The organism is Streptomyces sp. NPDC102278, assembly GCF_044766345.1.
Taxonomy (GTDB): Bacteria; Actinomycetota; Actinomycetes; order Streptomycetales; family Streptomycetaceae; genus Streptomyces.
Genome location: NZ_JBIWLV010000011.1, coordinates 209,197 through 223,229, shown reverse-complemented (window position 1 = coordinate 223,229; position 14,033 = coordinate 209,197). Strand labels below are relative to the sequence as shown.

The 14,033-nt window shown below is 72.5% G+C and carries 13 protein-coding genes; 3 read left to right on the top strand and 10 right to left on the bottom strand.

Going from position 1 to position 14,033, the window contains the following annotated elements:
- Window positions 1-58: 58 nt before the first annotated feature.
- Window positions 59-1,159 (bottom strand): SchA/CurD-like domain-containing protein, encoded by a 1,101-nt coding sequence (locus ACIRO3_RS25690; RefSeq protein ID WP_404140724.1) that lies wholly within the window; start codon window positions 1,157-1,159, stop codon window positions 59-61.
- Window positions 1,160-1,454: 295 nt separating this feature from the next.
- Between ACIRO3_RS25690 and ACIRO3_RS25685 the strand changes: the two genes are divergently transcribed.
- A complete protein-coding gene (locus tag ACIRO3_RS25685) occupies window positions 1,455-3,086 on the top strand; it encodes an FAD-dependent oxidoreductase (protein ID WP_404140804.1) in 1,632 nt (543 codons plus the stop codon).
- 45 nt (window positions 3,087-3,131) lie between these two features.
- Here the strand turns inward: ACIRO3_RS25685 and ACIRO3_RS25680 are convergent, their stop codons facing one another.
- Entirely contained in the window at window positions 3,132-3,341 is a 210-nt protein-coding gene (locus tag ACIRO3_RS25680; protein WP_404140722.1) for an acyl-CoA carboxylase subunit epsilon, read from the bottom strand.
- A 169-nt stretch (window positions 3,342-3,510) separates the two neighbouring features.
- On the bottom strand, window positions 3,511-5,049 hold the full coding sequence (locus ACIRO3_RS25675) for an MFS transporter (protein WP_361771796.1): 1,539 nt from the start codon (window positions 5,047-5,049) through the stop codon (window positions 3,511-3,513).
- Between the two features lie 157 nt (window positions 5,050-5,206).
- On the opposite strand from ACIRO3_RS25675, the gene ACIRO3_RS25670 reads away from it, so the two are divergent.
- Window positions 5,207-6,343 carry an AI-2E family transporter gene (locus ACIRO3_RS25670; protein WP_404140720.1) on the top strand — a complete coding sequence of 379 codons (1,137 nt, stop codon included), beginning with the start codon at window positions 5,207-5,209 and terminating at the stop codon, window positions 6,341-6,343.
- Between the two features lie 172 nt (window positions 6,344-6,515).
- Window positions 6,516-7,079, top strand: coding sequence for a DoxX family membrane protein (locus ACIRO3_RS25665; RefSeq protein ID WP_404140718.1), 564 nt, complete (start codon window positions 6,516-6,518; stop codon window positions 7,077-7,079).
- Window positions 7,080-7,129: 50 nt separating this feature from the next.
- Here the strand turns inward: ACIRO3_RS25665 and ACIRO3_RS25660 are convergent, their stop codons facing one another.
- The 7 genes from ACIRO3_RS25660 to ACIRO3_RS25630 form a co-directional block, all read right to left on the bottom strand.
- Window positions 7,130-7,387: a hypothetical protein gene (locus tag ACIRO3_RS25660; protein ID WP_404140716.1), complete on the bottom strand. Its 258-nt coding sequence runs from the start codon at window positions 7,385-7,387 to the stop codon at window positions 7,130-7,132.
- 169 nt (window positions 7,388-7,556) lie between these two features.
- The gene (hypE, locus tag ACIRO3_RS25655) at window positions 7,557-8,546 is read right to left on the bottom strand and encodes a hydrogenase expression/formation protein HypE (protein ID WP_404140802.1); all 990 of its coding nucleotides are present in this window, start codon (window positions 8,544-8,546) and stop codon (window positions 7,557-7,559) included.
- A 67-nt stretch (window positions 8,547-8,613) separates the two neighbouring features.
- Window positions 8,614-9,768 carry a hydrogenase formation protein HypD gene (hypD, locus tag ACIRO3_RS25650; RefSeq protein WP_361771800.1) on the bottom strand — a complete coding sequence of 385 codons (1,155 nt, stop codon included), beginning with the start codon at window positions 9,766-9,768 and terminating at the stop codon, window positions 8,614-8,616.
- On the bottom strand, window positions 9,765-10,142 hold the full coding sequence (locus ACIRO3_RS25645; RefSeq protein ID WP_404140714.1) for a HypC/HybG/HupF family hydrogenase formation chaperone: 378 nt from the start codon (window positions 10,140-10,142) through the stop codon (window positions 9,765-9,767). Before ACIRO3_RS25645 ends, hypD begins: the two co-directional genes overlap by 4 nt.
- The gene (hypF, locus tag ACIRO3_RS25640; RefSeq protein ID WP_404140712.1) at window positions 10,111-12,612 is read right to left on the bottom strand and encodes a carbamoyltransferase HypF; all 2,502 of its coding nucleotides are present in this window, start codon (window positions 12,610-12,612) and stop codon (window positions 10,111-10,113) included. The genes ACIRO3_RS25645 and hypF overlap by 32 nt, the downstream gene beginning before the upstream one ends.
- Window positions 12,612-13,514 carry a hydrogenase nickel incorporation protein HypB gene (gene hypB / locus ACIRO3_RS25635; RefSeq protein WP_404140710.1) on the bottom strand — a complete coding sequence of 301 codons (903 nt, stop codon included), beginning with the start codon at window positions 13,512-13,514 and terminating at the stop codon, window positions 12,612-12,614. Before hypB ends, hypF begins: the two co-directional genes overlap by 1 nt.
- A gap of 3 nt (window positions 13,515-13,517) precedes the next feature.
- Window positions 13,518-13,913: a hydrogenase maturation nickel metallochaperone HypA gene (locus ACIRO3_RS25630; RefSeq protein WP_361771804.1), complete on the bottom strand. Its 396-nt coding sequence runs from the start codon at window positions 13,911-13,913 to the stop codon at window positions 13,518-13,520.
- Between the last annotated feature and the right edge of the window lie 120 nt (window positions 13,914-14,033).

The window sequence follows — 14,033 nt, the reverse complement described above, 5'->3', positions numbered from 1 at the left end:
CGCGGGGCGGGGTGGTGGTGGCGGTGGCCCGGCCGGGCCGCGGGTGCCGGGCGGTCCTTCAGGACCGTTCGGGTGCCCGGCGGTCGGTGACCGGGGTCATGGGGTGGGGCGCTGCCGGGCCGCGGGTCCCGGGCGGCGCCGCGAGCAGCCGTTCCAGGGTCGCCTCGGCGCGCGGTCCTTCGATCTCGAAGGCGGCGGCGAGGTCGGCGCCCGCCGGGAGGGACACGTCGAGGAGGCGCACGACGATGTCGTCGCGCTGGAAGATGCTGCTGCTGCGGACCGGGCCGTCGGGTCGGGCCGCTGCCCGCTCGTCCTGCTGGGACAGGAACTCGGCGAGTTCCGCGCCGCGGCCTTCGCGTGCCGGGTAGAACAGCGCGTGCCGGGTCACGGGGGTGTCGTCGGCGCCGCGGTCGGCCACGTGGTGGACGGCCGGGAGGGCCGCCTTCATGAAGAACAGGCGGGCGGACTCGGGGTCGGCCAGGTCGCGGTCCTGTTCGAGGTACGGGTTGATGGCCTTCTCGACGGCGCGGACCTCCGGCTGCTCGGACACGTGGCGCAGGGCCGCCGTGAGGTCGCCCTCTACCTCTACGGCCCGGACCACCCGGTTGCCGTGCATGAAGAGGGAGGTGCGGCACAGGCGGGTGTGCGCGTCGACCTCCGCCGCCGGGGAGTCGTAGGAGGACAGCAGGTCGGCGACGGCCTTCTCGCTGCCCGGCTTGACCGTGAAGGTCAGGGCGTGGCGGACGATCCCGGCTCCGAGGCGGGGCGTGGGCTGGAGCCGCACGGAGGGGGTCAGCTCGGGCCGGTCGTAGCGCTTGCCGGTCTCCCGCAGCACGGTGAACTTCAGCGGTCGCATGCTGCGGGCGCAGGCGCCGAGCGGCTTGACCTGCTCGGCGTGGTGCTCGCTGTTGACCCAGGCGAGGTACTGGGGCGCGCTCTCCCACTCACTGGTGATGAGCCATTGGGAGGGGTTCTCGAACGACTGGCACAGCTGGTCGCCGAGGTGCCCCGGAACCGAGGCGATGTCGTGGCGGAGCTGCTCGTAGGCGTCGAAGAACTGTTGCTGGACGCCTTCGTGCAGGTCCATCAGCAGGACGACCCGGAGCATGGATCCGTCGAAAGCCGATTGGGACACCCTCTCGGACAGGGCGGTTGTCATCTGCTCACTCCTTCGTGAGGGGTCTCGTTCGTGGGACGTGGTCGTCGGGTGTGTGGTCCCGGAGCACCGCGTCGCCTTCGCCGGCCGGGACGGTCCGGGGCCGGTCACCCCCTCGACAGGACGGACAAGAGGGGGCATATGCGTCGATCCGCTGTCGCTCATCGTCATCCAGCAGGGGGCAGAACGCCAGATCTCAGGATCGTCCGGGTGAGAAGTGACGAATCGCCCGGGTCCGCCGGCTGATCGGGGCATAAGGAAGTGCACCGCCCCGCACAGAAACAGGAGCCCTCAGTTGATCGAAGACAAAGTCGACGTCCGTGTACCGGTCCTTGTGGTGGGCGGCTCACTCGTGGGCCTGTCCACCTCCCTGTTCCTGAGCCGTCACGGCGTCAGGCACATGGTGGTCGAGAAGCACGCCGGTACGTCCGTCCACCCGCGCGGCCGTGGCATCAACGCACGCACGATGGAGCTCTTCCGAACGGCTCAGGCCGAGCCGGCGATCCGCGACGCGGCAGCCGTGCTGGAGGAGAACCACGGAATTCTGCAGGCCCAGTCCCTGGTGGGGGGCGAGTTCAACTGGCTGATCAAGGGCGTTGACCCGTCCGGGGCACTGGCCCGCTTCAGCCCCACCGGCTGGTGCCTGTGCAGCCAGAACAACATCGAGCCGGAGTTGGCCAAGCAGAGCCGCGCACAGGGCGCGGACGTGCGGTTCTCCACCGAGCTGATGAGTTTCGACCAGGACGAGGAAGGCGTCACCGCCCTGGTGAAGGACCGGGAGACGGGCGAGCACCTCACCGTGCGCGCCGACTTCCTCATCGCCGCGGACGGGCCGCGCAGTCCCGTCCGGGAGGCGCTGCGGATCCCCCAGACGGGCAGCGGCGAACTGTTCCACAACGTGAGCATCACGTTCCGTTCCGAGCAGCTCATCGAGGTCCTTGGGGACGTCCGGTTCATCGTCTGCTACCTGATGCGCCCGGGCGCGGACGGGGCGCTGCTGCCGGTCGACAACGAGACCCAGTGGGTCTTCCACGCCCCGTGGCACCCCGAGAACGGGGAGACGCTGGAGGACTTCACGGACGAGCGCTGCGCGCGGCAGATCCGCGCGGCCATCGGCGTGCCCGACCTGGACGTGGAGATCGGCGGCCGGGCTCCCTGGCACGCGGCCGAACGGGTGGCGGAGTGGTACTCGTCGGGCCGGGCCTTCCTGGTCGGCGACGCGGCCCACGAGATGTCCCCGACGGGGGCGTTCGGTTCGAACACCGGCATCCAGGACGCGCACAACCTCGCGTGGAAGATCGCGGCGGTGCTCGAGGGCGCGGCCGGCCAGGAGCTGCTCGACACGTACGAGGCCGAGCGGCTGCCGGTGGCCCGGGCGACGAGCCTGCGGGCCTCGGCGCGTTCCGCGGAACACAGCCACCCCGGGTACACCCCGCCGCCGACCATGGGCGGGGGCCCCGGCAGCGGGGTCCTCACCACGGCGATGGGCTACTGCTACCCGCAGGGCGCGGTCGTCGGCGACGACCCGGGCCGACCGATCATCCCCGAGGCATTGCGCCTGAAGGGTGACGTCGGTACCAGGGCGCCGCACATGTGGGTGACCCGGGCCGGGGAGCGCATCTCGCTGCTCGACCTGTACGAGCGGTCCTTCGTGCTGCTCAGCGGGACGGGTACCCCCTGGCGGACGGCCGCGGCGCAGGTGGCCGAGCAGTTGTCGGCGCGCCTGGAGGGGTACACGATCGGCTCCGCGTCCGACGCCGACCTGGTCCAGCCCGGTGACGCCGACTGGACGGAGGTCCACGAGATCGGGGCCGGGGGCGCGGTTCTCGTGCGGCCGGACGGGTTCGTGGCCTGGCGATGCGAGGACGCGGTGGCCGACCCCCAGGAGGCGCTGCTGGCGGCCATGATGACCGTCCTCAGGCGGGACTGAGTACTGGATCGAGGGCGGGACCGAGGTCCGTGCGGCCTGCCGGTGTCACCGGCAGGCCCAGCACCCCGCCCAGCATCCGTGGCCTCCGGGGCGCGGATGCGGGCGGTGGCGCCCGGACTCATCGGGGCGGGTCGCCGCCCGCGACAGGCGGCCGGCGAGGCAGGCGACCACGACGGCTATCGCGGCCAGTTCCTCCGGTTCGGCGGATCCTCGGTGGACGCGCAGCAGGCTGGACACGGAAGCGTCTTCCGGCATCGGCATGCCCTCCCGTCAGGAGAGTTCGCCCTTCGGGGCACCTGGCCCCCTGATGCCGTTGACGCTACGAGCGCGGCGGCGGCCTGTCGTGTTCGACGGGCTTGTCCACAGCCGTCCGGGTCACGCCCGGGCCGGGCGCCCGGGCGGGAACTCCTGCCCGGGTGGGACGTCATCCGAGGGACGGGCGGCTCTCCGCGCGGTCGGTCGACCGCGGCCCGCCATCCGTTGCGCCGTCGGCTCCGCCCCGCTCCTCGGCGGTGCGGGCGGACAGGGGCTTGGCGATCGATTCGAGCGACTTGCCCTCCGCCGCCACCGCGAAGAAGACCGCGACCAGGCCCGCGGCCACCATCAGCGAGGCCCCGATGCAGAACGCGAGCACGGCGTCGGCGACCACTCCGCTGGAGGTGAGGTCGGCGAAGACCAGCGGGCCCGAGATGCCGCCTGCGGCGGTGCCCACCGCGTAGAAGAAGGCGATCGCCATCGCCCGTGTCTCCATGGGGAAGATCTCGCTGACGGTCAGGTACGCCGAACTGGCCCCGGCGGAGGCGAAGAAGAGCACCACGCACCAGCAGGCGGTCATCGTGAAGGCGGTGAGCATGCCGGCCCCGAAGAGCCACGCGGTACCGAAGAGCAGCAGGCCGGACAGGACGTAGGTGCCGGCGATCATCGGCCGGCGGCCGATCGTGTCGAAGAACCGCCCGAGGAACAGCGGTCCGAGGAAGTTGCCGAAGGCGATGACGGCGAAGTAGTAGCCGGTGACACCGCTGGACACGTCGAAGAACCGGACCAGGATGGTGCCGAAGCCGAAGGTGATCGCGTTGTAGAGGAACGCCTGACCGACGAAGAGGGAGAGGCCGAGCACGGCCCGCCGCGGGTAGGACCGGAAGACGGTCCTGGCGATCTCCCCGAACCCGATGCTGCCGCGCTGCTCGACGGTGATGGCCTCCCCCGGTTCCGGGAGCGGGGTGCCCTTCTCCCGCTCCACCTGGCGTTCGACGTCGGCGACGAGCTTCTCCGCCTCCTCGCCCTTGCCGTGGATGAACATCCACCGCGGGCTTTCGGGCACGTGCCGGCGGACGAGCAGGATCACCAGACCCAGGACGACGCCGAGCGCGAACGTCAGCCGCCAGCCGAGCCAGGCCGGGAAGATGTCGGTGTCGAGCGCGAGGACGGACAGCAGCGCGCCGGCGACCGCGCCGAGCCAGAAGCTGCCGTTGATGATCAGGTCGACGCGCCCCCGGTACTTGCTGGGGATCAGCTCGTCGATCGCGGAGTTGATGGCCGCGTACTCCCCGCCGATGCCGAAGCCGGTGAGGAAGCGGAAGACGAAGAACCACCAGGGGGAGAAGGACACGGCGGTGAGCGCGGTCGCCGCCAGGTACACCCCGAGGGTGATGAGGAAGAGCTTCTTGCGGCCGAACAGGTCGGTGAGGCGTCCGAAGAACAGCGCCCCGGCGCAGGCCCCGGCCACGTACAGGGCCGCCGCGACTCCGGTGACCTGGGCGTCCGTGATGCTGAGGCCGCTGCCGTCCTCGGACAGGCGACCGGCGATGTTGCCGACGATCGTGACTTCCAGACCGTCGAGGATCCAGACGGTCCCCAGTCCGATCACGATCATCCAGTGCCACCGTGACCACGGCAGCCGGTCCAATCGCGCGGGGACGCTCGTCGTGATCGTCCCCTGATTCCCACCCGTGAGCTCAGCCATGACGCACCGTCTGCCCGACCTCCCTCCCGAGCAAACGCGCGCGTGTGAAACGGGGGTATCCGGCGGTTCGTTCGGGCGAATGTGGGCTCGGGCCCGCGGGGGGACGCGCCGCGCCGTGGAACCTGTCCAGGAACACTTCCGGAGGTGGGGCACTGCCATGACCAGGCGATCCGCGGCGCGGTCGGCACCCCGCCCACTCCGCCCGCGCGCGACCGGCCGCCCCGGGCGTCCGCGACCTCCGGTCGGGGCGGGCACGCCCCACGTCTCCCCGCTGCTGCGCACGGTCGCCGCGTACTCCTGGCGGCTGCTGGCCGTGGGAGCCGTGACGTACGCGGTGTTCGTCATCCTGGGGCGGTTCCACGAGGTCGGCGTGGCCGTCTTCCTCGGTCTCGTGGTCACCGCCGTGCTCCGCCCCCTGACGGGTCTCCTGGACCGGTGGATCCCCCGCCCGCTGGCCGTCGCGTGCGCCCTGGTCGGCAGCATCGTGCTGCTGCTCGGCGCGTTCGCCTTCGTCGGCGAGACCATCGCCTCCGAGTGGACGAACCTGCTCGCGGAGTTCAAGGACGGCCTGGGGCGGATCCAGCGCTGGCTGGAGCAGCCGCCGCTGCGCCTGGACCCCCACGCGCTGGACGACTTGCAGGCGCGCATCACCTCGTACCTGTCGAGCCACCGCTCGACCCTGCTCAGCACCGCGGTCAGTGGCGCCGGCCGGCTCGTGGAGATCTTCACCGTGATCGCCCTGGCGCTGTTCTGCTCGGTCTTCTTCATCCACTCGGGCGATCGGCAGTGGGCGTGGTTCTGCGCCCAGCTCCCGCCGACCGCCGAGGACCGGGTGGCCGCCGCCGGACGGGCGGCGTGGCGGACGTTCACCGGATACACCCACGGCATCCTGCTCGTCGCCGGGACGAACGCGATCCTCGTCTGGGTCGCTCTGTTCGCGTTGGGGGTGCCGCTGGCCGTGCCGCTCGCGCTGTTGGAGTTCTTCGCCGCGTTCGTCCCGCTGATCGGATCCCCGGTCGCCCTCGCGGTGGCCGCCGTCATCGCCCTGGCCGCGAAGGGGCCGCTGGTGGCGTGCCTGGTTGTCGCGCTGATCGTGGTCATCGGGCAGATCGAGGGCCATCTGCTGCACCCGCTCGTGATGAGTTGGGCCGTGCGGTTGCATCCGGTGGTCGTGGCCCTGTCGGTGGTGGCCGGTGCCATCGCCGCGGGCGTCGTCGGCGCGGTGGTCGCGGTGCCGCTGGTGTCGGTGGCCTGGGCCGTCCGACAGTCACTGCGTCCGCCCGCCCCCGCCTGAGGAGCCGGTCCGGGGACCCTTCCGGCGTACGCATCGGGTGCGCGGGCCGCGTGCCCCCGTCAAGCTGGGACCCGGGACCGACCGACCACGGACCACCGGCCACGGACATCCCCGGCCGCACGCCTCACACCCACTCCACCCCACCCCACGCCCACGGAAAGGCCTCGGCCTCATGGACATCGACCGGCGCAAGGACCTCGGACTGCTCGCCCTGCGGCTGGGAGCGGGCGGTGTGCTGATGGCGCACGGCACGCAGAAGCTGTTCGGCTGGTTCGGCGGTGGCGGCGTCGACGGCACGGCGAAGGCGATGGAGCACATGGGCTTCGTCCCCGGCCGGCAGAGCGCGATCGCGGCGGGTCTCGGCGAGGCGGGCGGTGGCGCGCTGTTGGCGCTCGGGCTGGCGACCCCGGCCGCGGGCGCCGCCGCGGCGGGCGCGATGGCGGGCGCCGTGTCGGTGCACGCCCCGGCGGGGTTCTTCGCGCAGGGCGGGGGCTTCGAGTACCCGGCCTTCCTCGGCTTCGTGGCGGCCGGACTGGGACTCGCCGGGCCGGGCCGCCACTCCGTCGACCACTTCACCCGGCACCGGCTGGACCGACCGGCGGTGCTGGCGCTGGCGTTCGCGCTCAGCGCGGCCGCGGCGACCGTCGTCGTCGGCCGCCGCACCGCCGCCCTGGCCGCCGCGGCGGCCCCCGGCGAGGTCTCGGACGGGGATCCGCTCTCGGGCGTCGACGCGTAGGCCCCGTCGTCGAAGTGGCGCCGGCAAGGCCCGTGGCGTCCGGGTCGGCCCTACTGGCGCTCCTCGATCCCGATCGCCTTCTCCAGGTCCTCGTGCGCCGTGCCGGGCTTGCCGGCGTGCTGCTCCAGCAGCGCCGCGGCGATGGCGCCCAGCTTGCGCCGGATGGCGTGCTCGGCCCGCCGTTCGGAGTTCTTCAGCAAGGCCAGCAGGAGCAGGGCGACGGAGGCCACGGCGTCGCCCGCCAGGTGTTGCCGGCTCTGGGACAGGTGGAGGGCGTGCACGACGACGACGTTGACCACCAGGGCCACGCACACCCCGCGAAGAAGGCCGCCGAGCTCGTGAAGTTGGAGGCCGGCTCGGCCGGCCTCTCGAACGGACCGACCCGTCCGTCCTCGTTCTTTTCGGCCGGATGTTCGAATTTCATGCCGAGCATCATCCCCTCTTGCGCCCGGCCGCGGGACCGGGCGGCCGCCAGGGTCAGCAGATCCGCGGCAGCTGCTCCCCGATCGGCAGGTCCACCACGCGTGTCCCGCCCAGGCCCGTGCGGGCGACGACGAGACCGGGGTGGGCCTCCACCACTTCCCCGATCACGGCCGCGCGGTGTCCCAGCGGGTGGGCGCGCATCGCTTCGAGGACCGCGTCCGCGTGCTCGCGGGGTACGAACGCGACCAGCTTCCCCTCGTTCGCCACGTACAGGGGGTCGAGGCCGAGGATCGCACAGGCGTTCGCGACCGGGACCGGGATCGGGACCCTGCCCTCCTGGATGACGACTCCGGTGCCGGAGGCGGCCGCGATCTCGTTGAGGGCGGCGGCCACCCCGCCCCGAGTGGGGTCGCGGAGCACGTGCAGGTCGGAGGTGACCGCGAGCATGGCCTCGACAAGGCTGCCGAGCGCCGCGCAGTCGCTTTCGACGTCCACCCCGAATTCCAGGCCCTCGCGCACGCTCATGATGGCCACGCCGTGCAGTCCGATCTCGCCGCTGACGATGACCACGTCGCCGGGCACGACGCGCTGCGCGCGCAGGTCCACGCCGTCCGGGATCAGGCCGATGCCCGCCGTGTTCACGTAGACGCCGTCACCGTGGCCGGCCTCGACGACCTTCGTGTCGCCCGTCGCGATCTCGACGCCGGCGGCGCGCGCGGCCGCGCCCATGGACCGCGCGACGCGGGCCACCACGGACATCTCGACGCCTTCTTCGAGGATGAACCCGCAGGACAGGTACGCGGCGCGGGCGCCGCTCATCGCCAGGTCGTTGACGGTTCCGTTGACGGCCAGGTCGCCGATGTCACCGCCGGGGAAGAACAGCGGCCTGACCACGTACGAGTCGGTGGAGAAGGCCAGTCGGGCGCCACCGAGGGTGACGGCGGCGGCGTCGCCCAACTGGGCCAGCACCTCGCCGCCGAACGCCGGGGCGAAGAGGTGCTGTACCAGTTCGGCGGAGAGCGCGCCGCCGCCGCCGTGGCCCATCACCACGCGGGGACGGTCCCGCAGGGGGGCCGGGCAGGTCCAACCGGTGACGTCGAGGGTGGTGGTCTCAGGCAACGGGGCTCGCCTCCAGCGGCGTGGTCTGTGCGGTGGGGACGGGGCCGCGGACCGGGGTGAGGTCGAGCCGCCGGTAGAGGTAGTACGCGGCGCAGGCGCCCTCGCTGGACACCATGGTGGCGCCGAGGGGGTTGCGCGGCGTACAGGTGGTGCCGAAGGCCTCGCACTGGTTCGGCTTGATGAGGCCCTGGAGGACCTCGCCACTACGGCACTCCGCGGGCTCGCGGGTGGTGATGCCGGTGACGGAGAAGCGGTGTTCGGCGTCGTGGTCCCGGTAGCGCTCGGACAGCCGCCAACCGCTGTTCGGGATGACCCCGATGCCCCGCCAGGCGCGGTCGGTGACCTCGAAGACGTCCTCCAGCATGGCGATGGCGGCCGGGTTGCCCTCCGGGCGGACCGCGCGCGCGTAGGCGTTGTCCACCGTGTGCTCACCGCGTTCGAGTTGGCGCACGGTACGCCGTACGCCTTCGAGGATGTCCAGCGGCTCGAAGCCCGTCACCACGATGGGGACCCGGTGCCTGGCGGCCAGCTCCGGGTACTCCCCCATCCCCATCACGCTGCAGACGTGTCCGGCGGCCAGGAAGGCCTGGACGCGGCAGCTCGGCGACTGCATGATCGCCTCGATGGCAGGGGGGACCCGCACGTGGGAGACGAGCAGGCTGAAGTTGCGGATGCCGAGCTTCCTGGCCTGGTGGACCGTCATGGCGTTGGGCGGGGCGGTGGTCTCGAAGCCGATGCCGAAGAAGACGACTTCCTTCGCCGGGTTCTGCCGGGCGATCTTCAGCGCGTCCAGCGGGGAGTAGACGACGCGTACGTCGCCGCCCTCGCTGCGGACCTGGAAGAGGTCGCGGCCGGTCCCGGGGACGCGGAGCATGTCCCCGAACGAGCAGAAGATCACGCCGGGCCGGGAGGCGATCTCCAGGGCCTTGTCGATGACCTCCAGCGGTGTCACGCACACCGGGCAGCCGGGACCGTGGATCAACTCCACCTGTTCGGGCAGGAGTTGATCGATCCCGTGCCGGATGATGGTGTGGGTCTGCCCTCCGCACACCTCCATCAGCGCCCACGGACGGGTGACGGTGGCGTGGATGTCGTCCAGGAGCCGACGCGCGAGGTCGGGGTCCTGGAACTCCTCGATGTACTTCACTGCTGCTGCGCCTCCTGCGGTACGTGCCCACCGTCGACCGGTCCCACGACCGCCGGGTCGGCGACGGTGTCCGATTCGTCGTCCTCGAACGGCCAGGGGGCCCCGCCCGCCTCCGCCGCCTGTTCCCACGGGTCTGCGAACTCCTCCTGCAACATGCCGAGTTGGGCGAAGAGTTCAAGGGTCTGCTTGGCCGACTCCTCGTCCAGCCGCTGGAGCGCGAAGCCGACGTGGACGATGGCGTACTCGCCCACCTGGAGGTCCGGCAGGTACTCCAGGCACACCTCCTTGACCACTCCGCCGAAGTCGACGGTGGCCATGCGGGTGCCGTTCTCCTCCGCGATCTCAACCACTCTGCCGGGTACCGCCAGGCACATGGGCTTCTCCTCGCTGTGGGTGTTCGATGGTGCGGGCCGCCGCCACCATGAGTTGTCCGAGCGCCAGTCCCCCGTCGTTCGGGGGCACCCGGTGGTGGCGCAGTACCGTGAAGCCGTGCCCCCGCAGGGCCTCGGCGCAGGCCGAGGAGAGGAGGGTGTTGGCGAACACGCCGCCCGTGAGGGCGACGGTGTCCAGGCCGTGCCGCTCCCGGGCGGCGACGCAGACCTCGGCCACCAGGTCCGTGACGGCGCGGTGGAAGCGAGCCCCGATCAGCGACGGCGGTGTTCCCGCGCGCACGTCGGCCACCACGGCCGCGAGCACGGGAGCCGGGTCGACGGTCATCGGGGGGTCGGGTTGGGCGGCGGCCTCGGGGACGGCGTCGGCGCCGGTCCCGGGTGCGGCGGGTCGCAGGACGAAGGAGTACCGCTCGTCCGCGCCGCCGGGGGCATGGGCCGTGCGCGCCGCGGCCTCCAGCTCGATCGCCGCCTGGGCCTCGTAGCCCGCGTGGTGACAGATGCCGGCCAGCGAGGAGACTGCGTCGAAGAGGCGACCCATCGAGGAGGTCGGCACGCAGTTGAGTGAGGTTCTCAACTGGGTTTCCAGCACGCGCAGTTCATCGGGCGGACAGACCGCCACGCACGGCAGGTCCGGCGACCGGTCGAGACCCGCCGCCCGCAGGTGGGACAGCGCCATGCGGTACGGGCGCCGCACGGCGGCGTCGCCTCCGGGCAGCGGCACGTAGGCGAGGTGCGCGAAGCGGGTGTGACCCGCGTAGTCGGCGAGGAGGAACTCCCCGCCCCACACGGCCCCGTCGTCGCCGTGGCCCGTGCCGTCGAACGCGACCCCGATCACCCGGCGGTCCGCGCCCAGACCGTGTTCGGCCATGGCGGAGGCGATGTGCGCGTGGTGGTGTTGGACGCGGATCACGGGCCGGTCCCCGGCGTTGCGGACGGCCCAGTGCGCCGATCGGTAGGCGGGGTGCCGGTCGGCGGCGAGGAGGGCCGGGGCGACGCCGGTGATGCTCTCCAGTTGGCGCACCGCGCCGGCGAAGGCGTCCTGGGTGGCGAGGTCGTCCATGTCGCCGATGTGCGCGGACAGCCAGGCCCGCCGGCCCTCGCCGAGGCAGAAGGCGTTCTTCAGGTCTCCCCCGGTGGCCAGCGTCGCGGGCACCGGGAGGGGGAGCTCCAGGGGCAGGGGTGCGTAGCCTCGCGAGCGCCGCACGAGCAGCGGCTCCCCGTCCAGGACCCGGACCACCGAGTCGTCGCAGGGGACGTGGATGGGACGGTCGTGCGTGAGCCAGGCGTCGGCCAACCGGCCGAGCCGCTCCAGGGCCTCGGCGTCGTCGGTCACGATCGGCTCGCCGGCCAGGTTGCCGCTGGTCATGACGAGCAGGCGGGGACCAGGAGGGTCGCCGGGCAGTCCGAGCAGCAGGTGGTGCAGCGGTGTGTACGGCAGCATCACGCCGAGGTCCGGGTTGCCCGGGGCGACCCCGACGAGTTCGGCGGCCTCGGGACGGCGGCGCAGCAGGACGATGGGGCGTACGGAGCCGGTCAGCAGGCTCCGTTCCCGCGCGTCGAGGTGGACGTGGGGTGCGATGTCCTCGAGGTCGCGGGCCATCAGGGCGAAGGGCTTGTCCCCGCGGCCCTTGCGGTGGCGCAGTTCGGCCACCGCCCCGGGGTGCGTCGCGTCGCAGGCGAGGTGGTAACCGCCGAGTCCCTTGACCGCGAGGATCGCCCCCTCGGCCAGGAGTCGGCGCGCCCCGGCCACCGGGTCGTCGGCCGTCGGGTCGTCGGCCGTCGGGTCGTCGGCCGTCGGGTCGTCGGCCGTCGGGTCGTCGGCCGTCGGACCGGTCGTCCGGTCGCCGACCGTCGCTTCCCGGGGCGGCGTGCCCACGAGGAGCCGCAGCCGGGGGCCGCAGGCCGGGCAGGCGACGGGCTGGGCGTGGAACCGGCGGTCGGTGGGGTCGGTGTACTCCCGGGCGCAGTCCGGGCACATCGGGAAGCGGCCCATCGTGGTGTGGGCCCGGTCGTACGGCAGGCCGGTGACGATCGTGAAGCGGGGCCCGCAGTGCGTGCAGGTGATGAAGGGGTGGCGGTGGCGCCGGTCGGTCGGATCGGCCAGCTCCCTGAGGCAGTCCGCGCAGGTGGCCACGTCGGGCGAGACCAGCGTGCGGGCGGGGCCGCCGCCCCTGGAGGCGACGATGGTGAAGCCGGTGCCGCCCGCGACGGGTACCTCGCAGTGGTCCACGGCGTCCACCACGGCCAACGGCGGGGCGCAGGCCGCGAGCCGCTCACAGAACTCCGAGACGGCCGCCGAGGCGCCCTCGACCTCGGCGACGACGCCTTCGGGGGTGTTGGTGACGTGGCCGGCCAGTCCGAGCGCGATGGCCCGGGTGTAGACGTACGGGCGGAATCCGACGCCCTGGACCACGCCCCGGACGGTGACCCGTCGCCGTTGCACCGCCTCCATCAGCGGGTCTGCGTCGCTGCCGCGTCGGCGTGCCGATGCGGGTGCAGGGGACCGTGGCTGTGGTCGTGGCGGTGATCGTGGCTGTGATCGTGGTCGTGGCTGTGATCGGCCCCGTGGACGTGATCCTGTTCGTGCTCGTGGTCGTGGTCGTGGTCGTGGTCGTGCGCAGCGTGGTGGTGGTCGTGCGCAGCGTGGTGGTCGAGGTGGCCGCCGTCCCGCCCCGCCATGACCGGCGCGTGCACCGCGGCGCCCGCCCCGACGGCCAGGGCCCGGTCGAGCAGGAGGCCCACGCCCTCGTCCGCGCGGGCGGACGTGAGGACCACCTCCACGCCCGGGTTCACCTGCTGCACATGGGCGCGGAAGGCCTCCTCGTCGAACTCGACGGCCTTCGCGATGTCGGTCTTGGTGACGACCACCAGGTGGGCGAGCCCGAAGGCGGTGGGGTACTTGAGCGGCTTGTCCTCGCCCTCGGTCACGGAGGCCAGGACGACCCGCAGGGACTCCCCGAGGTCGTAGGAGGCGGGGCAGACCAGGTTGCCGACGTTCTCCACGAAGAGCAGCCGGGTGTCGTCCGGCATCCAGCCGTCCAGGTGCCGGCTCAGCATCCCGGCTTCCAGGTGGCACAGCCCGTCGGTGAGCACCTGCTTGACGGGAACGCCGGAACGGGCCAGCCGTACCGCGTCGTTCTCGGTGGCGAGGTCGGCGGTGAGGGCGGCGACGGCCACTCCCCGCTCGCGGGCGAGCAGCAGTTCGCGTTCCAGCAACGCCGTCTTCCCGCTGCCCGGGCTGGAGAGCAGGTTGACGACCGTGGTGCCGCGGGCGGTGAGTCGGGCGCGCAGGGTCTGGGCGGCCGCGTCGTTCTTGGCCAGCACCGCCTGTTTGAGGTCGACGACTCGGCACATGGTTCAGCGCTCCTCGGGGATCGGTTGGCGGTGGCGCGTGGGGGCGGGACAGTCCTCCCAGTTCACGGTGAGGATCCGCAGCTCACGGCCCGCGGTCAGTTCGACGTCCGTGGCCTTGCCGCACCGGGGGCAACAGAGCGCGGGCGGCATGCCGACCGCCCAGTCAGCCGCGCAGGGGCGGCAGTGCGCGCGGGCCGCCACGGGCTCGGTGACCAGCTCGGCACCCTCCAGAACCGTTCCGGCACAGGCCAGTTCGAAACAGAATGCGAGTGCGTCGGGCACCACTCCGGCCAACTCGCCGACTTCGAGTCGGACCGAGGTCACCACGCGCGCCCCGCCGGCCTGGGCTGCTTCTTCCACCTGGCTCACCACGGCCATGGCGATCGACATCTCGTGCATCGGGGGCTCCGTCCTGCCGGGGCTCATTAGACCGGCAGGCGGGGGACGGCGCGGGCGGGCACGCCGACGCGCCGCACGCCCCGTACGCCATTCGGGCGCCGGGGCGTGCGAGGGGGTGCG